This is a genomic window from Arenibacterium sp. CAU 1754 (assembly GCF_054482635.1).
On the sequence record NZ_JBTLRG010000004.1, the window covers coordinates 152,845 to 177,564 of the forward strand.

The window sequence follows — 24,720 nt, forward strand, 5'->3', positions numbered from 1 at the left end:
GGTCAGTCGCGCGCCAGGTTCGCAAAGGCCGGGTGATCCAGAACCAGACGCGCGATCAGATCGGCGCCAGCCATGCTGGGATGGTTCTGGTCGAAATAATATGCCACCCCACCGGCCCCGGCCACACAGGTGTCCTCCACACAAAATGCATCGGCCGCGTCGATTACCGCATATGGGGCAAGGACGGGCAGAAACAATCGGTCGAAAACGGCGCGCATTTCGGACCACTCAACCAGATCAGGACCTGAGAGATCGGCATCAGGTATCGCTGCGGTCTTCATTGCGATGTTTTCAAATGACGCGGGCAATTCCGGCGCCTGAACGACATAGGCCACGGTCTTCGTCTTGCTTAGCTGTTCCAGAATCCGGCGCAGACCATCGGCCAGGTCGGCGTGCCCCTTCGCATCCGCATCCCGCAGGTATTTCGTGATCCGGTGGGTCACGACGACATGGGTCACGTCCGCATCTTCAGCCAGCGAGGTCAGTGCGTCCTGGGTCCAGGCGGCACAGGGGGTCGAGAACCGCTCGCTCTCATATTGCGGGCTGCAGAGCGAAAAGCTGAGGTGTCGGACGGCGATGCCATCGTTCTGCAAATCTTCGGCCAGGGCATAGGCCAGTTCCACCGCGTGGCTGTCGCCAAACACGGCAACACGGGCCGGACCGGACAGATATGAACAGGCCTTGTCCGGGTGCAAATAGCTGTGTCCGCTGGTATGGCATTTGGCGCGCATCGGGCTTGCCGTCGTGCTGGCGATGTAACTGGCCTGCGCCGGGGTCAGCCGACCGGGCAGCCCATTTCCAGAAATCGCAACCGCGCCCAGCGCGACAAAGACCAACCCGCCCAGCGCGCTGGCCCCGAACAACCGTGGACGCGTCGGCAGCAGCGGCACGGGTGACGTGCGAAACGGCTGTTCGATGAACCGCCACGAAAGAACAGCAAGGCCAATGGACAGCGCCGCAAGCGACAACATCAGCCCTGTGGACGGTTCGCCCAATGTACGAATGCGGGCAAAGGCAAACAGCGGCTGATGCCAGAGATAAGCGCTGAAACTGATCAGACCGATGCCCACGAACACGCGGTTGGCCAGAAACCGGGCGGTCAGGGTTCCGGACGTCGCGAACAGCACGATCAGGGCGGTCCCCAGAACCGGCGCCAGCGCGTAAACGGACGGAAACGGGATGGTCTTATCATAGGCGAAAACCGATATCACGATCAGGCCTGCGCCAAGGGCGGCCAACAGATCATGGGTCGGGCGCGCTTTCTGCGCCCCCCAGAACGCGCAGATCGATCCGATCATCAATTCCCACGCGCGGGTCGGGGACAGATAGAAGACTGCCGAGGACGAAATCCGGGTATCGCGCAAGGCCCATTCATTCAGTGCAAGGCTGAGAACCGCGATCACAAGCACGCCATAAAACGCAGGCGCCCGCCCGAACCGCCAGAGTGCTGCCAGGAAAAGCGGGAACAGAAGATAGTATTGCTCTTCGACCGCCAGGCTCCAGGTATGCAGCAAGGGTATCTGTTCGGCAGCGGGGGCAAAGTAATCATCCTGCTTCCAGAACAGGACGTTGGACACGAACAGGGTGACGGCCACCAGGCTTTTGCCGAAGTCCTCAAGCCGCGCGGGCGACATCCACATCAGCGCAAACGGAACGCAGGCCAGCATCACGGTGAACAAGGCGGGCAAAATCCGCCGGGCGCGGCGTTCGTAAAAGGTGACGATGGAAAACCGCCCCTTGGCCAAGTCGCCCAGAATGATGCTTGTGATCAGGTAGCCGCTGATGACGAAAAAAACGTCAACGCCCACGAACCCGCCCGCAAAGGTGGAAAACCCGGCATGAAAAAGGATGACTGGCACGACGGCAACCGCCCTGAGCCCATCAATTTCCGGTCTGTAATTCATTCAAAAAATCTAGCCACATGAAATTCGTGATGGTCAAAGTCTTAGCCACGCAACCCGGATGAGGCAACGCATGGGTTTATTGATGCCTCAAACGTCCTCGCAAGAGGTTGTCGCGAAATACCCCCGCAACGCCTTTGGGATCACCTCGCGTGCCGCGTCTTTCCCGGGATGCAACCCGTCGGGCAGATCGGCCCTTGGCGATGGGCGGTCCGCCCAGTGTCGTGTCAAGTTGACAAACCCGACCGCATTGCGTGCGGCAAGGTCGGGATAGAGAGCGTAATACCGGCCGATCATGGGCCGCAGGACACCGCGCGCACTGCTGACCGGGTTCATCGTCATCAGGACAATCCGGGCCTCGGGGCGTTTTTCGGCTAGCGCATTCAGCATGGACTGGTGATTTGTCCGGCTGCTCCCGGGCAGAATACCGCGGCGAATGTTTGCGTCATTGACCGCGAATTCGATCAGGACGATTTCCGGGGCGAGCGCCACCACCTTGTCCACTTGCTCAAGCCCCCAATGCGACGTGGCGCCGGGCCGGGCGACGACCGAAACCGCGACGTCGCGCGACGGGCAATTTGCAAACATGTCGCCCAGTTGATCCGCCCAATCGTAATTTGCGGTCAGACTGGTGCCCAGAACAACGACTTTGATGGGTCCGGTGCCCGCCGGGATCGACGGCACAGGAATATCGACGGTCTTTATATCAGGGCGGACACCCCAATAGGCACGCGCGACCAACAGGCAGAAAACACCTGCGAACAGGGCAAGAAGAATGGCACCCGCCCTCAAGTCAGGCCCTGACTGGCCAGTGCGCGTTCGGTTTCATCGGCATCGACAAAACGGCCATATTCTATGACATCGATATCCGAACGGATCACCTTGGCCGGATTGCCCGCCACCAGCGATCTGGGCGGCACCGACTTGGTCACAACCGATCCCGCACCGACAACGCAATTGTCGCCCACCTCGACCCCCGGGAGGATCATGCTGCGCCCGCCGATGAAACAGTTCTTGCCGACCCGTGTATGCACATAGAGGCCCCGGGTCCTGTCGTGGGTCAGGATACGGGCCTCAAACGCGATGTAACTGTGCGCACCGATGTGAACGCCGATCGGAAAGGTCCGGTCCAGCTTTGCCGAAAGGGAGTATTGCACGGTGGGATGGATATCCATGCCCCACAGACGCGTGTCGATCCAGCGGCGCGTATTGACCAACAGGTTGCGCAGCCCCGACAGGCGGTTCAACCCACGGGCCTTGGCCTTGGTATGTCCTTGAGAATTGCTTGTCATAATACTGGTGGCCTTTGTCGCCCTGAAATTCACCCTCAGAGATAATCCATCGTCCCTGTCCGGTCCATCGGCCATCCGGCTTTTGCGTACCACATGTTTAAAGGATGGTATAAACTCGCCGCGATACAGTCACATTTTGCGGATAAAGACCCTCTTACGATTGACTATTTGGATACAAGTTGCTTCGCATGGCGGGCATTTCGACATAAGTTGATCTCGGCCCAAACCCATTTTTTTCGGAACACATTCTTGGCAGTAAGCGAACAGATATCCAGACCAGTGAGCGGCAAGTTCAACGTGCCCAGCGCCAAGTACGTGCTTGGCAAACGTCGTGTTGCCCTGCCGGTTGCCCTGTTTCTGATCGCTGTAATCATCCCGGCCCATTTCTATGCGGGCGGGCTTTTACTGACCAGCGTCCGGTTTGTGCTGTTGCTGTCGCTGATTCCGATCCTGATCAAACTGTTTCAGGGTAAGTTCGGACGCGTGATCCCAACCGACATACTGTTCGTCATTCACATCGGGTGGATGGCCGTATCGCTGTCGGTCAACAACCGCGACTTGCTGGTCAGCCAGATCGGGTCTGTCGGGTTGGAGTTCATTGGCGGGTACTTCCTTGCACGGGCCTATATCAGGACGGCAGAGGATTTCATCGCAATGGCGAAATTCTTCCTGTTCCTGGTGTGTATCTCGGTGCCCATGGCACTGCACGAATCCCTGACCGGCAGACCCGCAATGATCGAGGCGCTGTGGAGAATGCCGTTCTTTGTGACCGAAAAGATCGTCACCATCGACGGCCGCCTGGGCCTTGAACGCGCGCAGGTCGCCTTTGGCACGCCCATCCACTATGGGCTTTTCTGTTCGGTGGCTTTTTCTCTCACGCTTGTCGGGCTCAAGGATATCATCAGCGACATGGGGCGCTGGGTTTTTGCCCTGATCATCGGGACAGGGGTGTTTCTGTCGCTGTCCAGCGGCGCGCTGTTGCCGGTGTTCATGCAGTTCTTTCTGGTGATGTGGTACTGGATTTTCCGCAACCTGCGCAGCCGGTGGATCATCCTTCTCAGCATCGTGGCCGTGGTCTATGTGGCCATTGACCTGGCGTCGAACCGGACACCTCTCAAGGTGTTTTTCACCTATGCCACGTTTTCGGCCCACAATGCCTATTGGCGCAGCATTATCTTTGAATGGGGTATGAAAAACGTCTGGGCCAACCCGTGGGTGGGTCTGGGGCTGAATGACTGGGTACGCCCCTGGTACATGTACTCCGGCAGCATGGATAATTTCTGGCTCGTCATTGCGGTGCGAAATGGCATTCCGGGCTTTCTGATGCTGGCGGTCGGTTATGCGCTGGTCATGTTCCAGGTCATGCGCGTCAACCTGGAACACAACATCATGCTGGCGCGGCTGCGGCTGGCCTGGGTCATCACATTCATCAGTCTGACATTCACCCTGTGTACGGTGCATGTGTGGTCGTCGGTTTATTCCTTTGTGTTCTTCCTGTTCGGGGCTGGTGTCTGGTTGTTTACGTCCGACCTGCCGGGAGACACGGAGGACACGCCTGAGACAACGGCGCCAAACCCGCGGAATATCGGATACAGCCGTCAGACCACGTCAGCGATGGCGCGGGATCACACGCCACATTCCACGCAAGAGCAACCGGTGGCGCATGATGATGCGGGCCAGACCGAAGAAACCGTGCGGTTTTCCCGGTTTGCACCGGCCAGAACACGGGCGTCGCGCAAATCGTCCAACCCCGGCGCGGGTAAAAAGACAGGCTCAAGACCCAGGAAATGAACCCGCAGATGAAAACGCTTGGCGTTGTGATTGTGACCTACAACTCAACGGATGTGATCCTTGATTGCCTGGAAAGTCTGCTCAGCACGACAGGCACTGATCTCTATGTCGTGGTGGTCGACAACGACTCCCCCGATGGAACGGCCGGGTTCATCGAACGCTGGGCAGCCGGCAATGTCGAATACACCCCTGCCCCCGATATTCCGATTGCGACCGGCAGCATCGCGAAACCCATACCGCTCAATCAAACCGGCCCCGGCCTGACCCTGATCCGGTCAGGCCGCAACGGAGGGTTTGCCGCAGGCGTCAACGTCGGGTTGGCGCATCTTTCGGAAATCCCCGAGGTTGACCGGTTCTGGGTTCTGAACCCGGATTGCGTGGTGACGCCCGATGCCCCTGCCGCCTTTGCCAACTGGCCAGCCCCCGAAGGCGGGTTTTCCCTTTTGGGTGGGCGGATCATCTATCTGGAAACCCCGGATCAAATCCAAAGCGATGGCGGCCGCGTGAACATGACAACCGGCGTCACCGGCAATATTCACCTTGGGGCCCCTGTGGCAACAACGCGTCCCCCCGACCTGTCCGACATCGGGTTCATCGCAGGGGCCAATCTGGTTGCGTCGCGCCAGTTTTATGAAACCGCAGGCCCGATGCACGAAGATTTCTTTCTGTATTACGAAGAGGTCGATTGGTGCATGCGCCGGGGCGATCTGCCTCTGGGGTATTGCTCCGAAGGGATTGTCTATCACCGCGCCGGAAGTTCCATCGGCTCTCCCACGCTGGAGCGCAGCGGATCGGCCTTTTCGACCTACTATCTATACCGCGCGCGCATGATGTTCATGCGCCGGCACCGGTGGTGGATGCTTCCTGTTGCTTACGGGTATGCCATGGCCAAGGCGGGTCAGATGATGATGCATGGCCGCAAGGCCGAGGCGCGCGCCCTTTTGCGCGGCATTCACGGGATGCCGCTGGACTGAAACAGGGGCGGTTAGCCGCCCTTCAGATCCAGTGCATAGAGGCGATAGATATTGGGATCGAAAATCGAATTCGGCGTCAGACCGCTTGGGCGGCTAATATCCTTGGGGAAAATCCGCGACGCGGCGAACACTTCCTCGTCGAATGATTTCAGATCACCCGGCAAGGCGCGAAAATCAAGCGGTTCCAGGGCCGCGATGTGAAAGCCCCAGAGGCCAAAACTGGGGATGGCGATCTGATAACTGGTGGCGTGATCGAACACCGTGTCCAGCGTTTCGGCCACCGTCCAATAGGTGCGCGGCGCAAAGAACGGCGAGGAGCTTTGGGTGACCAGCGCCCCGTTCTCGGTCATGATATTGCGCACGCCGGTGTAGAATTCGACCGAATACAGCTTGGCCAGTGCCTCGTTGTGGGGATCGGGGAAATCGATGATGACACGGTCATACCGGCGCGGCGGATTGCGGATGAAATTAAAGGCATCCGCATTTATCACGTTGACCCGCGGATCGTTCATCGCCCCATTGTTCAACCGTACGACCGGGGCAAAGGTCTGGCCCAGCTTGGTCATTTCCGGGTCCAGATCGACGATGTCGATGTGCTGCACGGCGTCGTGGCGCAGGACCTCACGCACCGCCAATCCATCACCGCCGCCAAGGATCAGAATGCTCTGCGGTATGTTAGAGTGGCTCATCACCGGATGCACCAGCGCTTCGTGATAGCGGTACTCGTCCGTTTCCGAAAATTGCAGATGGCCGTCGATATAGAGACGGATGTCGTTCTTGCGCCAATTGTTGGTGACGGTCAGCGACTGGTACGGCGACTGGGCCTTCCAGATCACCTGATCGAAATAGAGATGGTCCTGCGCATAGGCGGTAATGCGACTGGCCAACAGGGTCAGCGCGAACAGGGCCGCAACCATGCTGCCAACCAGGACCAGGGTGCGCCTTGGATGGGTAAGGTGATCGCGCAGATAGATCACGTTTAGCATCGCGACCGACATGTTGATCAACCCGATGGCAAAGGACGATGCGATCAGGCCAAGGGACGGCAGCAGGAATATCGGAAAGGCCACCGACCCCAACAGCGCCCCAACATAATCGAGGCTCAGAACATCGGCGATGCTTTCGCGCGTGGTCGACCGTTCCGCCAGAACGCGGGTCAGCAGCGGGATTTCAAGCCCGACCAAGAACCCGATCGTGCAGATGAAAAAGAACTGACCCACTAGGTACAGCCAGGGGGCCGCCGGAAACAGCATGAACAGGGATATGGAACACACACCCCCGATCAGCCCCAGCAACAGTTCGACGTAGATGAACGCCTGAATAAGGCGGCCCATGATGAACCGCGATACATAGGACCCGATACCCATGGCGAACATGAAAAACCCGATCGTCAGCGAAAACTGATAGACAGAGTTGCCCATCAGATAGCTGGACACGGTGCCGATGATCAGTTCGTAAACAATGCCGCACAGGGCGACGATCAGGATCGAGGCAAGAAGGATCAGCGACTGATGCCGGGGCAGGTCGCGATAATCGTCGTCGCGGGTACCGGTGGACATGGGTTTTCCTTGGTCTGGGTCACAAAAAAAGCCCCGCCGCCGTGGCTGGCGCGGGGCTTTTCGAATTCAGGCTGGCTTATTTGCCCGCGCGAATACCGCCCGAGCGGGCACGCGAACGTGCACTGGACGGTGCTTTGTATGCCGAGCGGCTGGTCACGTTGCGGTTGGCGAATGAGCCACGCGAAACGCCAGCGGCGCGCTGTTTGCCGATGAAGTGGCCCAGCAAGGCGCCGGCAAGGAAGCCGGTGCCAGAGAACCGCAGGCCGGTCGAATTGCCCGCCACGTCCGTGGCGATCAGGCGGTTGTTCTCTTCGTCGATTTCGACGGTGAACACCTTGCCTTCGTCGTTGTCCTGCGTGCCGTTACCGTTGGTGTCGGCATAGCCCAGGAAGGACGCGTCCTGCTGCACGTTCAGGCCCAGCGGCTTGTCATAAAACTTGGGGTCCGCGTTCAGAACAGCGGTGTAAAACAGCGTAAATTCCTTGATCTGATCGTCTGAAGGGGCCGTCACTTCATTTTCGCTCAGGAAGCCCTGATAATTGACCAGCGCGTATTCCGTGCGGTCCAGAACCTGACCCAGATCGGCGGTCTGCTCACCACGGTCACCCAACACTACGCCGTAGATGACGTATCCGATAACCGCGAGCACGACCAATCCCTGAATTTTCCTCAACATAACTTTCTCCATACCGAAAATGGGCATACCTGCCCGTATCTCTACGACGTCAATTGGCGACACCACCAAACCTGATGCAACCCAGAACTGTAAAAATCAGCCAATTTTCCGACTGATGTATACCCGGCCGCAACAATTTCCTGATTCAGATTTGTTGAAATGTCACTGGGCAGCGCGACAACAGCCATGCGGGCCCCTTTCGCGTTCTGGGTGGCTTGCTCCAGCCCGGCAATCCCGGCTCCGCCCTCTTCCCAAACAAGCGCCAGAGTACCGTCCGCCTCGGGCGCCATTTCAGCGCCCAGGATGCGCAGACCGTCCATCTCTGGCCGGTCGGGCTCGGGTTGGTGCTGGTACTCGGGATTGTCCAGACCATAGACGATTTTGGCCTCGCCCGGCGCGTGATAATCGGGCACGACCAGTTCGACCTTGGCCCCGAAATCTTCGTACATCCGGTGTGCATCGGCATAGATCGGAACGCCGTCTTCGGCATAATCGGAGGTTGCCATGAAAATCTTGCGAATGCCGATCTGGTTCAGCTTGCCCAGTAGGTCATTCAGCATCTGGCCGCCCAGTCCCTCGTCGCGCCGGTTTTCATCCAGGTAGGTCCAACTGAGCCAGGCGACGTTTTCCGCCACATCGTCCGGCTCAAGATAAAAGCCCGTCACGCCCAGAACGGTGCCCCGCTCCATAAGTACGAACATGCCGTCACAGCCGCGCTCCAGAATGGTGTTTTCCGCGTCCAGCGCATCATCTTCGTCGACTTGATTGATGATATTCACAACCGAACTCAGATGGTTCAGCTGCATGGGTTTCAATTGGGGACCACTGCCCCCGGCATTGAACAATTTTGAGAACATCGCGCTTGCTCCGCCAATCAGAAATGAAACTCCGTGAACCCATACCGCAATATTGGTCGCCGGCAACACCGCTTCGAGCCCGAAACCACCCAATCCCAGAAGAAAGAACATCCACTTCTTTTCATCCGGCATTGAATCGACAATGGCATATCCGCCGATCCCCAGAACCACGCCCGAAATTCCGATGAAATTCGGCCCGACTAGCAGGGCCTGCGCCAATCCCCCGAACAGAATACAGGCCAATGCCAAAGTCAGCAGCCCGCGCCACCCTATCTTGGGCTCGACGATGGATCCGCCCCAGAACAGCAACAGAAGGTTCATCCCCAAATGGGTCGATCCGCCATGACGAAAAGGCCCGATGGTCAGGGCCTCGATCAAGGATGGATGAGGATTATAAACCCAGCGCCCCTCGATCACGTAAACAGCGATGCAGGCCAGGCATAGAACAGACGTGGTGATTGGCCACCGGTCCAACTATCGTCACGTCCCGGTCATTTTGGAACGTGTCTGCATCCGTTCCGGCAACCCGCGCTGGATGGTTTGCTGGAGGACGGTTTCGGGGGCAAAGAATTCTTCCAGAACCGCCACCGCGCGTTCGGGCTTTGCGTCGCCGCACATGAAAATGTCGATCGCCGCATAGTCATATTCGGGCCAGGTGTGCAGAGAAATATGGCTTTCCGCCAAAAGAGCCACGGCCGTAAACCCTGCCCGATCGCCGAAATCATGTGCCTCAATCTTGAGAACCTGCGCATTTGCAGCCTTGGCCGCCCGAGTCAGAACGGGCGCAATGCCAGACGCATCAAACAATTCACGCGCGCCATAAAATTCGACAATCTGATGAACCCCCAAGGGGGTATCGGGCAAAAACTGGGGGAAACTTTTCAAGATATCGACCACAAATCACACGCTTCCAAGGTGCCGAAAGTAGTGGCTTGTCTTTTCGCTGGTATCAACAGGTAGTTTTGTTTTCGCCAACGAACACTCCGCAACAGTTGAGTTGCTACCACAGTTTGTGGCGCCCCAAGGTTGTCAGGTCATGTAATCCCAAATGCGGCAAAGACTATGCGGAACGCATCAGACAGCGGTGCGACCCCGTACAGTGTTGGAAATGCCTCGCTTAGGGCAACATAAAACATCGTGATGGCCCACCCGGCAACCCGGACCCACCCGCGCCTGAGAAATTTGCTTCGGCGTTTTTGAAACAACTGTGTCCACCAGATCAGCGCCGCCAATCCAAACCCGTGCCATAGCCCCCAGAAAAGCCAATGCGGCGGCCAGGCCACATGCCATAGACCGACAACCCCAAAACATATGATGATAGACAGGTATGGGTTACGCGTGTGCCCCACCAGCGGCATGTAAATATAGGTCAACACCCATGACGCCAACGTCATGTGCCAACGCTGCCAAAAATTGCGCAGACTGTGCGACAGGAACGGCAAGTTGAAGTTTTCCATAATGGTCAGCCCAAACAGCCGGCTCGATCCAATGGCAATGTCGGAATAGGCGGAAAAATCCAGATACGAAAACAGTAGCGCCAAGAACAGGCAGGCCCAAACCTGAACCACGGACACGTTTTCAAGGTTTTCAACCAGTGTTCCGAAATCCCCCCCGGTACTGCGTTCAAGAAGCTCAAGAGCAACAACCGCAAGAACGAATTTCTTGACCAGCCCCTGTGCGATTCTCAACAGACCTTCAAACACGAAATCCCACTGAAAATCCTCGGCCTTGTTTGCAAGAAAATGATCAAACCGTTCAATCGGACCGGCGGTGAAAATTGGTGCCAGAAACATGAATGCCGCAAAATCCGAGAACCCGTGCGCGGGCAACGTGCCACGCCCCCTTTCAATTGAATAATGCAGAATTTTGAACGTGAAATAGCTGATCCCAATCGGGATCGCGAGGTCAAGAAAACTTACCTGATGGCCAAGCGCCAACATGATCGACGGTAAATACTTGGTCCAGAAAAAATAGACCAGAATGATCACCAATGGCCAACGTGAACGGCCGACTTTTGAAAACATCCTGGAAACCGGGCCGCCAGTTTCGGGGGCGTTGTGCGCAAAAAAAACTATCGCCGCCAACACCGCAAGGGACGCGATGTCAAACGGTGCAAAGTACGTCAACAAGCCAAAGCTCATGAATGCCAATGCGGCCGTTCGCACGGCTTTGGGCAGGAGCCAATAAAAGATCGGCGAAACAACCAGAAAGGCCCACCAGAGCGGAGTCGTAATCACCTCAGAACCCCTGGTACTGAAATGCGCTCAGGTTTCCGATCTGACCCAGCAATTCAATAATCGCGACACCGAACAGAAACCCGACAATCAGACCCTTTAAAATTTGCCCTGCACGACGCGCCCTGAGCAACGCCGGGTCGTCGTTCGTTTGTGCGTGTTTTTGCATGTTGATCATTTTGCTTCCAACTCAGAGATTTTTTCAGCAAGCGCTGATCTTAATCGCGCCTGTGTGTCAGATTTTCCGATGTGGTAATGATCGTGATACGCCTCGGCAGAAACGCCCGCTTCAATGATCGGCGACCAGAAATGTGCCCCGATTTCACGGGAAAACTCCCGATAGCGCGCGCTTTCGGCGGCAACGATTTCGGTCAGTCGTCTTGCTTCCACAAAATCCGGGCTGGGCGTTTCGTGGAAGAGAACGAGGTCCAGATTTTCGTAATCACTCAATCTTTGGGCCAGTTCCCTTAGAGTGTGCAGAAGAGATTGATTTTCCGGATCAAAAGAACTGCGGATTTGTGCTGCGATCGCCGGGCCGTTCCTTTTTTCTTCGGGCCAGCTAACTTTTGGTGCAAAAATATCCAAACGCGGCTGCGCAGGGGTGCGGGCAAGGAGACGCATCAGGGTTTTGCCCCCGTTCAGACGAAAAAAATTCCAGTTATCTGCGATGTAAAATGAATACCTTGGGCGTGGTGTTCCGCCCAGTCGCAAAACTTCCTGGTCGGCCCAGTCCGATCGGATACCAAGCCTGCCGAACCGGTCAATCTCCAGCATCTTTTCAGGTGTCCACGCGTTCAAGGTGACGTCGACGCCCAGAACAACAACAATGCGCTGGTTTTTTCTGCTTTCCGCTGACTGCAAAACGGTCTCAAGAAGTGCGAATTGGTCCAAAGGGCTTTGCTTTGCTGTTGTCAGCATCGCGACGTGCCATTGCTCTCCGGTTTTTTCAGAAATCTCCTGCGCGGTCAGCTCTTCAAAAGCAAACGCGCTGGCCATCACAGAACTCCCCAATATCAGAGCGAGAGGGCTGTCATTCGGGGTTTGCGCCGCATGGAGCGAACGATATGTTGCATACCCGTCCACGTCCAATTCCGAACGCATTAGATAAACCCCGACAGGTGAGCCAAGCGTCGCATAACTAAAGTACCATAGCGCAATGCTGGCAATCGCAAGGAACCCGATCAGCATCGCGACAAAGGCGGCTCGCGAACTCTCGACAAATCCGGCGACAAATGCTTGCCAAATTTCCATTGCCCGCCCCCAGCGTGTTGAGGTTTTCTGTGTCATGCCTGCACCATTGTTTCCCCGGATGGGCCAGCATAGGTCGCAGTGATCGTCGGATAATCGATCTTTCCGTTTGAGGTCCTCGGCAATGCGTCAACAACATGCCAAACCATGGGCTGCATAAACGGGCTCATGCTTTGACGGGCCAATTTTTTCAGTTCCCTGAGCGACAATTTGGGATCCCCACGGATCACAACAACCGCCACAACCTGTTGCCCCACGATTTCATGAGGCACGCCAATTATCGCGACTTCGTCAACCAGCCCGGTGGCTTCGATCAGGCCCTCGACCTCATCCGGGCTGACACGAACGCCCATCGATTTGATCTGTCGATCCCGACGCCCCTGGACAAACAGATGCCCTTCGTCGTCGATCCAGCCAATGTCACCAGTATAGACCGCAGGCGCCGCAGGCAGGTCCGTTTCGCAATGCAACGGATCGGGCCGGCGAACCTGGGCCGTTTTGATCGGATCGCCCCAGTACCCCAAAAACACACCAGCGCCGCGATGAACAATTTCGCCCAGTTCTCCGGGCTTGGCGATCCCTCCGTCTTCGGTGATTACCGCAATCCCGGCCCCGGGCAGTGCGCGCCCAACTGAACCGGGTTTTGATCGCGCAAGGTCCGGCGACAGTGTCGCCGACCGATACGTTTCCGTCAGGCCATAGTTCAGAGAAATTTCAACATCCGGAAACAGGTCAAGGGTATCTGCGAAAAGAGACTTTGAAATCTTGGACCCGGTATTGGTGATCAATCGCAGCGACGCCAAATCGGTATCCCTGATCGGGGAGATCCCACGGATCAATTCCGCATATAGCGACGGAACCCCGGGCAGAACGGTTGGTTTGTGCCGTTCGATGGCGGCACACAGGCCAATCGGCCCAGGCACATCGGGAAGGACTTGGGTCACCCCCAGCAGAAAGGTCGAAAGAAGTTGCCCCCAACCATAGTCAAACGCCCAAGGCACCGTGCCCAGAAGCCTGTCGTTATGCGACAAGCCCAATGCGCGACCAACCGCATCCGCTCCCCAGATCAGGTTGGCGTGCGACTGCGCCGCCCCTTTGGGTAGACCGGTGGATCCTGATGTGAAAAGAACGGATGCCGGATCATGAAACAGGACCGGCAGTGCATCCGTGCCTGAAACAGCATCCGGACCACCGAGACCCAACTGTTCCAGATCGAATACAACACCGTCAAATGTCAGCCGCGATGCATGGTCCTGATCTGTGATCAATGCACAGGCTTTGGTGCGTTCCGCAGCATGTGAAATATGAGCTGTTGGGGACTGTGCGTTGACGATCGTGGGGATCATCCGTGCGGCCAACACACCTAAAATCGCAATGGCCATTTCCGGCGAGTTTTTTGCCCAGACGATGCAACGACCGCCATAGGGCAATCCACGGTTTCGCAATTGGAGCGAAAACTGTGCCGCACGCGCGCCAAGTTCGGCAAAGGTCAGACCGGCATCACCTTTGAGAACCGCGGGATGGTCTGGCCATTGCCGCGCGACCGCCCGAAAACGGGACCAAACATCGGCCATCATCGGATTTCTAGACACTATTGGCATCCAAAAGGTCAGATGACTTCCCTACAGGCGTGCTCGCTGGGGCCGTAGAAGCATCTGATCCCTGACCTAAACTGCCCCAATGATTCAACAGGCTTTCGGTAACATCACGAAAGACACCATTTTCGACAATGACTTCACGTGGTTCCGGGTGACTGATAAACCTTGTAGGGCTGGCCGTCAGACCGTATGCACCGGAATTCTCGATCGCAATTATGTCACCAACGCCGAGCGCGGGCATTTCGATGTTGGTCGCCAGAACGTCAATTGTTGTACACAGCGGACCGGTGAGCGTGAAAGTTTCCACTGGGCCATCGGGGTTGGAAATGTTGTAAAGGCGCCAATTGCGGCGAATGACGCTGCCCATCATCCCGCAAGCCGCCAGATGATTATTGAACCCAGCATCACAAAGGCGCAAGTTTGTGCCCCGGCTGGATTTTTCGGCCACCACCGAGGACAACAACCACCCCACGGGGCCGATCAACCACCGCCCCATTTCCAGAACCAATTCGGCTTTTGCAAAGTCCGGATCGGTTTGAAACGCGTCAATGATCGGGTTTACCAACGAAGCGAGCAATTCAACGTCCAGCGGCACATCGTCGGGCAGATACGGCAGCCCAAAACCAGAGCCAAAGATCAACTTCTCAGGAGCAGCCCCCAAGAGGTCCGTCGCCTTGCGGAAAACCGATATGAAAATCTCAAAGTTTTCGGCTATTGCTCGGGCGCTGAGACTGTTGGTCCCGGAATAGATGTGAAACCCTTTGATGCGCAGCCCGTCACATTTTGAAACGGCATCAATTGCCGGCGCCAAGTCTTCTTCGTCTATCCCAAATTGACTGGGTTTTCCGGCCATGTTGACCCCGAAACCCCGGGGTGTGTTAATTGGGTTGATGCGCAAAAGAACATCCTGAACGACGCCCAGGTCACGCGCAATCCGCGATGCATGTTTCGCCTCCTCAACGGATTCGACGACCAATTCGCCGATGCGCAAAGATATGGCTGTTTCAATCTCGATCGTTCTTTTGACCGGTCCGGAAAAAGTGATCTTTCGCGGATCAGCACCAGCTTTCAGGGCGCGCTCGGCTTCGGCCAGTGAACTGACGTCGAAAGTCACCACACGATGTTTCATCGCCGTCAGAAGCGCAACGTTGGGGTTGGATTTGACAGCAAAGCTCACGCAAAACCGCCCCTCGAAAGCGCGTTCCAGAGTATCGTAACGCTGATTGAGACCGTCCAAGTCGTATACGTACAATGGCGTCCCAAACTGACGGGACGCTTCGATCAATTGTGCATCTGACCTCATGACATACAGTGCGCGCGATCCACGTAGTTCAGAACGCGCTGCACGGTATCAAGGTTTTCCAACGTCACATCCATCGGGGCGATCCGGATCTTTGCCTGGGTCTCGATGAAGGTCATAAGATTGACGAGCGCAAAGCTGTCGATGATGCCGCCGCTGAAGAGTGGCGTTTCCGTGTCAATATCGGATGTGTCGATCCCCAGATCATATTCCAGAAATTCAAACAGTTGCTCATTGGACAAACTCAAAACGGTACTCCCAGCAATAGTAGTTTCGTAAAATTTTCTCGGCCAACAAAAGGGCCGGATAGGAACTAATGCTAAACAATGTAACAAATAACTGATCTTCTTGGAACGCAAAACTCGCCAATCGGGTCGAAGGCCGCTGAAACGCTCACCATCCGCACACATTTTTCAGCATCTGAACGTCGTGCAATGCCCCAGAAGAATGTATCAACGCGGCGATCCCAGAACTGTCGATCAAAAAAGTTTATATTCGATATCTTAAGACAAAAATTGTCAGATCACCGAAAGACGGTTCGGTTGAAATTGGCCTCCCGGGTCGACACTGGAAATAAGGCACCTGTGCAACACCGTGACAGGGAATCCGAACGCAAAAAACGCCCCGTGGGACGTTAGTAGATTGTAGTTGTTGTGTAAAATTTGGTTGCGGGAGTAGGATTTGAACCTACGACCTTCAGGTTATGAGCCTGACGAGCTACCGGGCTGCTCCATCCCGCGCCAATTGCGCTGCCCCAGGCAATGAATTGTATGGGGCACATCGAAGAGAGATACATTCACAGGATTTTTTAGGTTTGGCAGTGACCTACTCTCCCACGTCTTAAGACGCAGTACCATCGGCGCTACAGTGCTTAACTGCCGGGTTCGGGATGGGACCGGGTGTTTCACTTGCGCTATGACCACCAAACCGAAAAAATCCTCTGAATTCCAAGTCTCGTACGACTGTATAAGTGTATGCTTTTGATTTATCTGGTAAAAGTCTGGCTTTTACTGGATCAAATCAAGCCTATCGGGCAATTAGTACCAGTCAACTGAATGCATTGCTGCACTTACATCTCTGGCCTATCGACGTGGTGGTCTACCACGGCCCTCAGGGATACCTTGTTTTGAGGGGGGCTTCCCGCTTAGATGCCTTCAGCGGTTATCCTGTCCGATCATAGCTACCCTGCACTGCTGCTGGCGCAACAACAGGTCCACCAGTGGATCGTTCACCCCGGTCCTCTCGTACTAGGGGCAACTCCTCTCAAGTATCCTACACCCACGGCAGATAGGGACCGAACTGTCTCACGACGTTCTAAACCCAGCTCACGTACCTCTTTAAACGGCGAACAGCCGTACCCTTGGGACCTGCTCCAGCCCCAGGATGAGATGAGCCGACATCGAGGTGCCAAACACTGCCGTCGATATGGACTCTTGGGCAGTATCAGCCTGTTATCCCCGGCGTACCTTTTATCCGTTGAGCGATGGCCCTCCCACTTGGGACCACCGGATCACTATGGCCGTCTTTCGACTCTGCTCGACTTGTCAGTCTCGCAGTCAGGCTGGCTTCTGCCATTGCACTCAACGAGCGATTTCCGACCGCTCTGAGCCAACCTTCGCGCGCCTCCGTTACGCTTTAGGAGGCGACCGCCCCAGTCAAACTACCCGCCACGCAGGGTCCCGGATCCGGATAACGGACCGCGGTTAGACATCAAGAGTGCGAAGGGTGGTATCTCAAGGGAGGCTCCACAGAAACTAGCGTTCCTGCTTCAAAGCCTACCACCTATCCTGCACATCACAATCCTGATGCCAGTGCGAAGCTGTAGTAAAGGTGCACGGGGTCTTTCCGTCTAACCGCGGGAAACCTGCATCTTGACAGGTAATTCAATTTCGCTGAGTCTATGTTGGAGACAGCGGGGAAGTCGTTACGCCATTCGTGCAGGTCGGAACTTACCCGACAAGGAATTTCGCTACCTTAGGACCGTTATAGTTACGGCCGCCGTTTACCTGGGCTTCAATTCAGAGCTCTCACCCCTCCTTTTAACCTTCAGGCACCGGGCAGGCGTCAGACCCTATACGTCGTCTTGCGACTTCGCAGAGCCCTGTGTTTTTAGTAAACAGTCGCCACCCCCTGGTTTGTGCCCCCAGCCAATACTTGCGTAGAAACTGGGCCTCCTTCTCGCGAACTTACGGAGGTATTTTGCCGAGTTCCTTCAACATAGTTCTCTCAAGCGCCTTGGTATTCTCTACCAGTCCACCTGTGTCGGTTTAGGGTACGATCTAATGAAGGGCTATTTCCAGGAACTGCTAAGCGGCCTGCCCAATCCGTTAAGGGCAAACAACCTTCGCAATCCGTCACATCCTTCTGGCCCAGGAATATTAACCTGGTTCCCATCGACTACGCCTTTCGGCCTCGCCTTAGGGGTCGGCTTACCCTGCTCAGATTAGCTTTAAGCAGGAACCCTTGGACTTTCGGCGAGAGTGTCTCTCACACTCTTTGTCGCTACTCATGTCATCATTCTCACTAGTGATCTCTCCACCGGATCGCTCACGCGCCGGCTTCACTGAAAACCTCTCTCCTCCAATGCGGGCGAACCCGCTAAGGAGGAATGAGATTATGTCACACTACGCTCTGCTACCATGCCTTACGGCATCCTAAGCTTCGGCTCATGGCTTGAGCCCCGTTACATCTTCGCCGCAGGATAACTTAATTAGACCAGTGAGCTGTTACGCTATCTTTAAAGGATGGCTGCTTCTAAGCCAACCTCCTGGTTGTTTTGGTCGTCCCACCTGCTTTCCCACTTAGCCATGAATTGGGGGCCTTAGCTGTAGGTCAGGGTTGTTTCCCTCTCCACTACGGACGTTAGCATCCGCAGTGTGTCTGCCATCTAGTACTCCCGGGTATTCGGAGTTTGGTTAGGATCAGTAAGCCTGTGGGGCCCCATTACCCATCCAGTGCTCTACCCCCCGGGGTATTCGGATGACGCTCTACCTAAATAGATTTCGCAGAGAACCAGCTATCTCCGAGTTTGATTGGCCTTTCACCCCTAGGCACAGCTCATCCCGATCTTTTTCAACAGATGTGGGTTCGGTCCTCCAGTAAGTGTTACCTTACCTTCAACCTGGCCATGCCTAGATCACTCGGTTTCGGGTCTGATCCACCTAACTCATTCGCCCTATTAAGACTCGCTTTCGCTGCGCCTACACCTAACGGCTTAAGCTTGCTAGATAGACCAAGTCGATGACCCATTATACAAAAGGTACGCTGTCAGGCCGCAAGGGCCCTCCAACTGATTGTAGGCGTTCGGTTTCAGGTACTGTTTCACTCCCCTCGTCGGGGTGCTTTTCACCTTTCCCTCACGGTACTGGTTCACTATCGGTCAGTAAGGAGTACTTAGCCTTCGAAGGTGGTCCTCCGATCTTCAGACAGAATTTCACGTGTTCCGCCCTACTTAATACGTCCTATCGTGCTTCTTATACGGGACTGTCACCCACTATGGTTGGCCATTCCAGACCATTCTAATCACATTCAAGGCTCGGCTGGTCCCCGTTCGCTCGCCGCTACTAGGGGAGTATCAATTGATTTCCTTTCCTCCGGGTACTTAGATGTTTCAGTTCCCCGGGTTTGCCTTTATAACCCTATGTATTCAGGTTATAAATACCTGGTTTACCTCATTATTGAGTGGCCCGAAGGCCAACAATAACAAAGTATCAGGTGGGTTGCCCCATTCAGAAATCCATGGATCAAAGCTTATTCTCAGCTCCCCATGGCTTATCGCAGAGTATCACGTCTTTCATCGCCTCTTACTGCCAAGGCATTCACCAAACGCCCTTCTCGCGCTTGATTTGATCCAGAAAAAGACAGGCTTGCACCCATCACAGAACGGAAGCTGGTAAGAAACCGTTCCCTTATTCTGAACCAAAAGCATACTTTCCCGCCCTTCCTGATGTCGTTTAGGAAGGACAATGCGTGACTTACGTCACGCGGGTTAGTGTACTTGACTTGGACAACTCTGTTCGTTTCAATCCGGCAGACGCATGGATGGTCGAGGAAACAACCATGTCATACGCTCGCGTCACCCCGAAGGGATCGGCACCAAACTGAGATCATCCCCTTACTTAGGGCGATCAAACAGTGTTGATATTGTATCTCTCTATACGATGTAAAAGTCATCCGATTGGATGATCAAACACTTGATTGAAGTGCTTGATGATCAAATCGTGAAATGGTGGAGCCTAGGAGGATCGAACTCCTGACCTCCTGAATGCAAATCAGGCGCTCTCCCAGCTGAGCTAAGGCCCCATAAGGCAATCACGCCAATTTGGTGGTGGGTCGAGGAGGACTTGAACCTCCGACCTCACGCTTATCAGGCGTGCGCTCTAACCACCTGAGCTACCGACCCAGACAGACCGGTAGGTCTGTGATTTCTACTGAAGAGATATGAGGACGGCCTGGTCCGATGTTTGATCAGCTTTGTTTGCTGATCTTCTGCTAAGTGTTTCACGAGGCTGGACAAGTCCAACTTACTAGAAACATCCTTAGAAAGGAGGTGATCCAGCCGCAGGTTCCCCTACGGCTACCTTGTTACGACTTCACCCCAGTCGCTGAGCTCACCGTGGTCCGCTGCCCCCTCGAAAGGTTGGCGCACGGCCTTCGGGTGAACCCAACTCCCATGGTGTGACGGGCGGTGTGTACAAGGCCCGGGAACGTATTCACCGCGTCATGCTGTTACGCGATTACTAGCGATTCCGACTTCATGGGGTCGAGTTGCAGACCCCAATCCGAACTGAGACAGTTTTTTGGGATTAACCCATTGTCACTGCCATTGTAGCACGTGTGTAGCCCAACCCGTAAGGGCCATGAGGACTTGACGTCATCCACACCTTCCTCCCGCTTATCACGGGCAGTTTCCCTAGAGTGCCCAGCCGAACTGCTGGCAACTAAGGATGTGGGTTGCGCTCGTTGCCGGACTTAACCGAACATCTCACGACACGAGCTGACGACAGCCATGCAGCACCTGTCACTGCGTCCCCGAAGGGAACCATCCATCTCTGGATGTAGCACAGGATGTCAAGGGTTGGTAAGGTTCTGCGCGTTGCTTCGAATTAAACCACATGCTCCACCGCTTGTGCGGGCCCCCGTCAATTCCTTTGAGTTTTAATCTTGCGACCGTACTCCCCAGGCGGAATGCTTAATCCGTTAGGTGTGTCACCGAATAGCATGCTACCCGACGACTGGCATTCATCGTTTACGGTGTGGACTACCAGGGTATCTAATCCTGTTTGCTCCCCACACTTTCGCACCTCAGCGTCAGTATCGAGCCAGTGAGCCGCCTTCGCCACTGGTGTTCCTCCGAATATCTACGAATTTCACCTCTACACTCGGAATTCCACTCACCTCTCTCGAACTCAAGACCAGGAGTTTTGGAGGCAGTTCCAGGGTTGAGCCCTGGGATTTCACCCCCAACTTTCTGATCCGCCTACGTGCGCTTTACGCCCAGTAATTCCGAACAACGCTAACCCCCTCCGTATTACCGCGGCTGCTGGCACGGAGTTAGCCGGGGTTTCTTTACCAGGTACTGTCATTATCATCCCTGGCGAAAGAGCTTTACGACCCTAAGGCCTTCATCACTCACGCGGCATGGCTGGATCAGGCTTGCGCCCATTGTCCAAGATTCCCCACTGCTGCCTCCCGTAGGAGTCTGGGCCGTGTCTCAGTCCCAGTGTTGCTGATCATCCTCTAAAACCAGCTATAGATCGTAGACTTGGTAGGCCATTACCCCACCAACTATCTAATCTAACGCGGGCCGATCCTTCTCCGATAAATCTTTCCCCCGAAGGGCGTATAAGGTATTACTCACCGTTTCCAGTGGCTATTCCTTAGAGAAGGGTACGTTCCCACGCGTTACTAACCCGTCCGCCGCTCACCCGAAGGTGCGCTCGACTTGCATGTGTTAGGCCTGCCGCCAGCGTTCGTTCTGAGCCAGGATCAAACTCTCAAGTTGAAAAGCAATTGCTTGCTTATCCTTGACGTTCGAACCTCTGCACATCGCCCCGATCGGCAAGATCGGGGCAGTCTCTGTTTGTTGTGCTTCAGGTTTTCATAAGAAAACAAGAAACCGTCCAAACAGTGAAGCTGACACTGGTCATCGGGCCGAAACCCTACCAGCGTTGATATACAGACGTTGATCCATCGAATGAACCAAACCGCCCACATATCTCTTCAGATATTATCAATTTCAAAGAGCGTAGAGACAAAATCTACAGGATGCGCCCTAACTTCTTGGCGCGCCCCGCCTGTATTACCTCTGGTTTTTTTAGTCTTGCGTCTCGTTTCGGTCCGTTCCGTTTCCGGTGTGTCCCGCCCGTCTGGCGCCCCGTTGGTGCATCTCTGCGCCGCCGGTGAGGGGGGTTCTACGGTTAGTGGCACATACCCGCAACCCCTTTTTTCAAGAAACGTCGTTTTTTTTGAATTTTTATAAATTATCATTGTTATTCAATACCTTAATATCAGTGAAAAATCGCATTCCATTCTGTTTTTGGGGTTTTGGCCCTCGGACGCTCGCGACTCATTTGGGCCGCTAACACCAAATATGGGGTTATCCACCGTGTTATCCCCAAGAAGACGGGTTTTTGCCCGCGACTCTGTCATGAATCACCCCTTCGACTCGCGACTCGCGGGGCGATTCACTGGAAATGAATCGTATATTTCGGGCTCCAAGGGGTGAATCGGGTGAAAATCGGTTCCCGTTTCAAGAATCCTGCCCGAAAAAGCGGCATGACTCGCAGTCAAATCAGCTCCAGGTCCGGAATCAGCGATTCATTCGGGGTGCTGCGCGCCTCGCAGGCGGTGTTCCAGCCCCCAAAACGGGTGAATCGCTCGGCCCGCACATCAGTAGCAGCGACGTTCGTCTGGAATCGCCGGTTCAGTTTGCGCTGGCGCGGCGCGATGCGCCGGAAAACCGTGGCACCCGCAAGGCAAGCAGCCCGCAGATGACAGCCAGATAGATCAGCGGTTCGATCTGCAGTCCCTTCGCCAACATGACAAAGTGCAGCCCGCCCAGAAATGCGGCCGGATAGACCAGCTTGTGAAGGCTGCGCCATTTAGGGCCCAGATGGCGGATCGACCAGTTGTTCGATGTGATCGCCAGCGGGATCATCAGAACAAACCCGATCATCCCAATGGTAATATAGGGGCGTTTGAGGATGTCGGCCCAAATCCGATCCAGCGCCTGGACATCCAGAAACAGCCAGACGCACAGATGGGCCGAGATGAAGAGAAACGTCACCAGCCCCACCGCCCTGCGAAACTTGATCAGGTTCAATCCAAAGAAACGGCGCAGCGGCGTGATGGTCAGCCCCAGAATCAGCAGCTTCAGACCGGTCTCCCCGTACGCATGTTCCAGCGCCTTGATCGGCTCAGCCCCCATGCGCCCGACCAGCGCAAGATAGAACAGCCAGCCGGCATATCCTGCCCCCAGTATATAGAGCGGCCAGGGAGGGGTTTTGCGGGCGATACGGTTGATCAGGTCAGACATGGTTTTCACGCGTTACTATATACATGTCGAAAACCGCAAAAACCGCTCTCTATTATATAAGACAGTAAATCCGCCAACCGGCCCTAGAACCACTTGGCCAGATCCATACCGTCATAAAGGGCGGCGACCTCTTTCTCATACCCGTTGAACATCAGCGTCGGTTCGCGTTTGGCAAACAGCCCACCGCCAATGCGCCGCTCGCTCGCCTGCGACCAGCGCGGATGGTCCACATTCGGGTTCACATTACTATAGAACCCGTATTCGCCGGCGTTGGCCTTGTTCCAGCTGGTCGCCGGCTGCTTGTCCGTCAGGGTGATGCGGACAATCGACTTGATCGATTTGAACCCGTATTTCCACGGAACCACCAACCGAAATGGCGCACCGTTCTGATTTGGCAGCGGCTTGCCGTAAATTCCGGCGGCCATCAGGGTCAGCGGGTTCATCGCCTCGTCCAGGCGCAACCCCTCGACATAGGGCCAGTCCAGAACAGGGTACCGCGTGCCCGGCATTTCATCCGGGCGCAGCGCCGTTTCGAACGCGACATACCGCGCCTCGTCCCGGACCCCGGCGAGCGCGAGAAGATCGGCCATTTCGAACCCGTTCCAAGGCACCACCATCGACCACGCCTCGACACATCGGAACCGATAGATGCGCTCTTCGATCGTCATCTCGGACATGATCTGGTCCAAGCTGTATTCGCCGGGCTTTTCGACCAGACCGTCAATCGTCACGCTCCACGGGCTGGTGGTCAGGCTGGAGGCATACCGCGCCGGATCATCCTTGCCGGTGCCAAATTCATAATAGTTGTTGTAGCTGGTGATATCTTCCCAGCTGTTGGGCTCCAGTTCCCCCTCGCTGGCCATCAGCGGCCCGGCAATCGAAGCAAGCCCGGCCCCCGCTGCCCCGGCCAGTATCTGGCGGCGGTTCAGAAAGGTGCCAAAGGGCGTGACATCTGCAGAGGTGAGGTCTGGTTTCCAGCGGTTGGCCATGGGTGTCTCCGGTTTATCTTATTACGAGGTAATCCGTCGCGCACCGCCAGCCAAACTAATTCGCCTCACGTTTCAGCGACTGCATTGTAACGTTGGCCTGAAATCGCATCTCCCCCGACGGAAACCGGCTAGGCTCGATCAGGCGGATGAACTGATGCAATTCTCGCGCCCGAAAACGGGTGTGTTTGACATGGCGCAAGGCCGCCACCGCGCAAAGGCACCACACTCACCGTGATCGCAGACCCGGCTTTGGTCGGCTGCCTAATTTGGGAGAAAACAAATGAAACGGATTTTTCTGACCACGGCGCTGGCTCTTTTCGGGTGCGCTGCCGCCGCTCAGGATATGGTGACCTACAAAACCGACCAGAGCTTTGACGACATCGCATTTGGTGTGGAGAGCGCGATTCTGGATCGCGGGCTGGTCGTGGATGCCGTCAGCCATGTCGGCACGATGCTGGAACGCACCCGCGGCGATGTGGGATCAGACGTCATTCTGTATGAAAATGCCGATGTCTACAGCTTTTGCTCGGCCACCGTCTCGCGCAAGGTGATGGAGGCCAATCCGATGAATATCGTGTTCTGCCCCTATGACATCTTTGTGGCCCAGATGGCCGACAATCCCGGTGAGACCATTGTCGGGTTCCGGACCTACCCGGACGGCGCGATGCAAGAGGTTCAGTCGCTGCTGGACGAAATCGCCCGGGCCGCCATCGGTCTGGACTAATTTACCGGTGCGGGTCTGCTGCCTTGGCGGCAGACCCGTT

At 55.6% G+C, this 24,720-nt stretch carries 18 protein-coding genes, 3 tRNA genes and 3 rRNA genes; 3 read left to right on the plus strand and 21 right to left on the minus strand.

Features of this window, described 5'->3' with window-relative positions:
- Positions 1 to 2 precede the first annotated feature (2 nt).
- The 3 genes from ACXYMO_RS15355 to ACXYMO_RS15365 all read right to left on the minus strand — a co-directional run bounded on the left by ACXYMO_RS15355 (position 3) and on the right by ACXYMO_RS15365 (position 3,193).
- Positions 3 to 1,904 carry an acyltransferase family protein gene (locus ACXYMO_RS15355; protein ID WP_458879613.1) on the minus strand — a complete coding sequence of 634 codons (1,902 nt, stop codon included), beginning with the start codon at positions 1,902 to 1,904 and terminating at the stop codon, positions 3 to 5.
- Positions 1,905 to 1,991: 87 nt separating this feature from the next.
- Positions 1,992 to 2,693: an SGNH/GDSL hydrolase family protein gene (locus ACXYMO_RS15360; protein ID WP_458879614.1), complete on the minus strand. Its 702-nt coding sequence runs from the start codon at positions 2,691 to 2,693 to the stop codon at positions 1,992 to 1,994.
- A complete protein-coding gene (locus tag ACXYMO_RS15365; protein WP_458879615.1) occupies positions 2,690 to 3,193 on the minus strand; it encodes an acyltransferase in 504 nt (167 codons plus the stop codon). The genes ACXYMO_RS15360 and ACXYMO_RS15365 overlap by 4 nt, the downstream gene beginning before the upstream one ends.
- A gap of 279 nt (positions 3,194 to 3,472) precedes the next feature.
- Here ACXYMO_RS15365 and ACXYMO_RS15370 point away from each other — a divergent pair, with 279 nt between their 5' ends.
- Complete coding sequence (locus ACXYMO_RS15370; RefSeq protein WP_458879616.1) at positions 3,473 to 4,984, plus strand: O-antigen ligase family protein; 1,512 nt, start codon at positions 3,473 to 3,475, stop codon at positions 4,982 to 4,984.
- 8 nt (positions 4,985 to 4,992) lie between these two features.
- Positions 4,993 to 5,958 (plus strand): glycosyltransferase family 2 protein, encoded by a 966-nt coding sequence (locus ACXYMO_RS15375; protein ID WP_458879617.1) that lies wholly within the window; start codon positions 4,993 to 4,995, stop codon positions 5,956 to 5,958.
- Between the two features lie 11 nt (positions 5,959 to 5,969).
- Here the strand turns inward: ACXYMO_RS15375 and ACXYMO_RS15380 are convergent, their stop codons facing one another.
- The 18 genes from ACXYMO_RS15380 to msrP all read right to left on the minus strand — a co-directional run bounded on the left by ACXYMO_RS15380 (position 5,970) and on the right by msrP (position 23,956).
- Complete coding sequence (locus ACXYMO_RS15380) at positions 5,970 to 7,517, minus strand: polyamine aminopropyltransferase (RefSeq protein WP_458879618.1); 1,548 nt, start codon at positions 7,515 to 7,517, stop codon at positions 5,970 to 5,972.
- A 76-nt stretch (positions 7,518 to 7,593) separates the two neighbouring features.
- On the minus strand, positions 7,594 to 8,193 hold the full coding sequence (locus tag ACXYMO_RS15385) for a hypothetical protein (protein ID WP_458879619.1): 600 nt from the start codon (positions 8,191 to 8,193) through the stop codon (positions 7,594 to 7,596).
- A gap of 41 nt (positions 8,194 to 8,234) precedes the next feature.
- Entirely contained in the window at positions 8,235 to 9,524 is a 1,290-nt protein-coding gene (locus ACXYMO_RS15390; protein ID WP_458879620.1) for a rhomboid family intramembrane serine protease, read from the minus strand.
- A gap of 6 nt (positions 9,525 to 9,530) precedes the next feature.
- Positions 9,531 to 9,899, minus strand: a complete 369-nt coding sequence (gene speD, locus ACXYMO_RS15395) for an adenosylmethionine decarboxylase (RefSeq protein ID WP_458879621.1) — start codon at positions 9,897 to 9,899, stop codon at positions 9,531 to 9,533.
- A 185-nt stretch (positions 9,900 to 10,084) separates the two neighbouring features.
- The gene (locus ACXYMO_RS15400) at positions 10,085 to 11,038 is read right to left on the minus strand and encodes an MBOAT family O-acyltransferase (RefSeq protein ID WP_458879622.1); all 954 of its coding nucleotides are present in this window, start codon (positions 11,036 to 11,038) and stop codon (positions 10,085 to 10,087) included.
- Between the two features lie 250 nt (positions 11,039 to 11,288).
- The gene (locus ACXYMO_RS15405; protein WP_458879623.1) at positions 11,289 to 11,453 is read right to left on the minus strand and encodes a hypothetical protein; all 165 of its coding nucleotides are present in this window, start codon (positions 11,451 to 11,453) and stop codon (positions 11,289 to 11,291) included.
- A gap of 5 nt (positions 11,454 to 11,458) precedes the next feature.
- Entirely contained in the window at positions 11,459 to 12,571 is a 1,113-nt protein-coding gene (locus ACXYMO_RS15410; protein ID WP_458879624.1) for a hypothetical protein, read from the minus strand.
- Entirely contained in the window at positions 12,568 to 14,109 is a 1,542-nt protein-coding gene (locus tag ACXYMO_RS15415; protein ID WP_458879625.1) for a class I adenylate-forming enzyme family protein, read from the minus strand. Before ACXYMO_RS15415 ends, ACXYMO_RS15410 begins: the two co-directional genes overlap by 4 nt.
- 7 nt (positions 14,110 to 14,116) lie before the next feature.
- Positions 14,117 to 15,433, minus strand: coding sequence for an alanine racemase (locus tag ACXYMO_RS15420; protein ID WP_458879626.1), 1,317 nt, complete (start codon positions 15,431 to 15,433; stop codon positions 14,117 to 14,119).
- Positions 15,430 to 15,678, minus strand: coding sequence for an acyl carrier protein (locus tag ACXYMO_RS15425; protein WP_458879627.1), 249 nt, complete (start codon positions 15,676 to 15,678; stop codon positions 15,430 to 15,432). The genes ACXYMO_RS15420 and ACXYMO_RS15425 overlap by 4 nt, the downstream gene beginning before the upstream one ends.
- 415 nt (positions 15,679 to 16,093) lie before the next feature.
- Positions 16,094 to 16,170, minus strand: a tRNA-Met gene (locus ACXYMO_RS15430).
- Positions 16,171 to 16,242: 72 nt separating this feature from the next.
- Positions 16,243 to 16,357, minus strand: a 5S ribosomal RNA gene (gene rrf / locus ACXYMO_RS15435).
- An 89-nt stretch (positions 16,358 to 16,446) separates the two neighbouring features.
- A 23S ribosomal RNA gene (locus ACXYMO_RS15440) occupies positions 16,447 to 19,276 on the minus strand.
- A gap of 380 nt (positions 19,277 to 19,656) precedes the next feature.
- A tRNA-Ala gene (locus tag ACXYMO_RS15445) sits at positions 19,657 to 19,732 on the minus strand.
- A 23-nt stretch (positions 19,733 to 19,755) separates the two neighbouring features.
- Positions 19,756 to 19,832 (minus strand) — tRNA-Ile (locus ACXYMO_RS15450).
- 140 nt (positions 19,833 to 19,972) lie between these two features.
- Positions 19,973 to 21,434 (minus strand): 16S ribosomal RNA (locus tag ACXYMO_RS15455).
- The 16S, 23S and 5S rRNA genes sit together here with 3 tRNA genes alongside, the layout of an rRNA operon.
- 921 nt (positions 21,435 to 22,355) lie before the next feature.
- The gene (msrQ, locus tag ACXYMO_RS15460; RefSeq protein ID WP_458879628.1) at positions 22,356 to 22,967 is read right to left on the minus strand and encodes a protein-methionine-sulfoxide reductase heme-binding subunit MsrQ; all 612 of its coding nucleotides are present in this window, start codon (positions 22,965 to 22,967) and stop codon (positions 22,356 to 22,358) included.
- Positions 22,968 to 23,050: 83 nt separating this feature from the next.
- Positions 23,051 to 23,956, minus strand: coding sequence for a protein-methionine-sulfoxide reductase catalytic subunit MsrP (gene msrP / locus ACXYMO_RS15465; protein WP_458879629.1), 906 nt, complete (start codon positions 23,954 to 23,956; stop codon positions 23,051 to 23,053).
- A 280-nt stretch (positions 23,957 to 24,236) separates the two neighbouring features.
- On the opposite strand from msrP, the gene ACXYMO_RS15470 reads away from it, so the two are divergent.
- Complete coding sequence (locus ACXYMO_RS15470) at positions 24,237 to 24,680, plus strand: DUF302 domain-containing protein (RefSeq protein ID WP_458879630.1); 444 nt, start codon at positions 24,237 to 24,239, stop codon at positions 24,678 to 24,680.
- Positions 24,681 to 24,720 lie beyond the last annotated feature (40 nt).

What these genes read in the sequence shown, in the direction of transcription:
- ACXYMO_RS15355 (WP_458879613.1), bottom strand. Translation starts at nt 1,904, where the DNA reads ATGAATTACAGACCGGAAATTGATGGGCTCAGGGCGGTTGCCGTCGTG.
- ACXYMO_RS15365 (WP_458879615.1), bottom strand. Translation starts at nt 3,193, where the DNA reads ATGACAAGCAATTCTCAAGGACATACCAAGGCCAAGGCCCGTGGGTTG.
- ACXYMO_RS15375 (WP_458879617.1), top strand. Translation starts at nt 4,993, where the DNA reads ATGAAAACGCTTGGCGTTGTGATTGTGACCTACAACTCAACGGATGTG.
- ACXYMO_RS15380 (WP_458879618.1), bottom strand. Translation starts at nt 7,517, where the DNA reads ATGTCCACCGGTACCCGCGACGACGATTATCGCGACCTGCCCCGGCAT.
- ACXYMO_RS15385 (WP_458879619.1), bottom strand. Translation starts at nt 8,193, where the DNA reads ATGTTGAGGAAAATTCAGGGATTGGTCGTGCTCGCGGTTATCGGATAC.
- ACXYMO_RS15405 (WP_458879623.1), bottom strand. Translation starts at nt 11,453, where the DNA reads ATGCAAAAACACGCACAAACGAACGACGACCCGGCGTTGCTCAGGGCG.
- ACXYMO_RS15410 (WP_458879624.1), bottom strand. Translation starts at nt 12,571, where the DNA reads ATGACACAGAAAACCTCAACACGCTGGGGGCGGGCAATGGAAATTTGG.
- ACXYMO_RS15415 (WP_458879625.1), bottom strand. Translation starts at nt 14,109, where the DNA reads ATGATGGCCGATGTTTGGTCCCGTTTTCGGGCGGTCGCGCGGCAATGG.
- ACXYMO_RS15420 (WP_458879626.1), bottom strand. Translation starts at nt 15,433, where the DNA reads ATGAGGTCAGATGCACAATTGATCGAAGCGTCCCGTCAGTTTGGGACG.
- msrQ (WP_458879628.1), bottom strand. Translation starts at nt 22,967, where the DNA reads ATGTCTGACCTGATCAACCGTATCGCCCGCAAAACCCCTCCCTGGCCG.
- msrP (WP_458879629.1), bottom strand. Translation starts at nt 23,956, where the DNA reads ATGGCCAACCGCTGGAAACCAGACCTCACCTCTGCAGATGTCACGCCC.
- ACXYMO_RS15470 (WP_458879630.1), top strand. Translation starts at nt 24,237, where the DNA reads ATGAAACGGATTTTTCTGACCACGGCGCTGGCTCTTTTCGGGTGCGCT.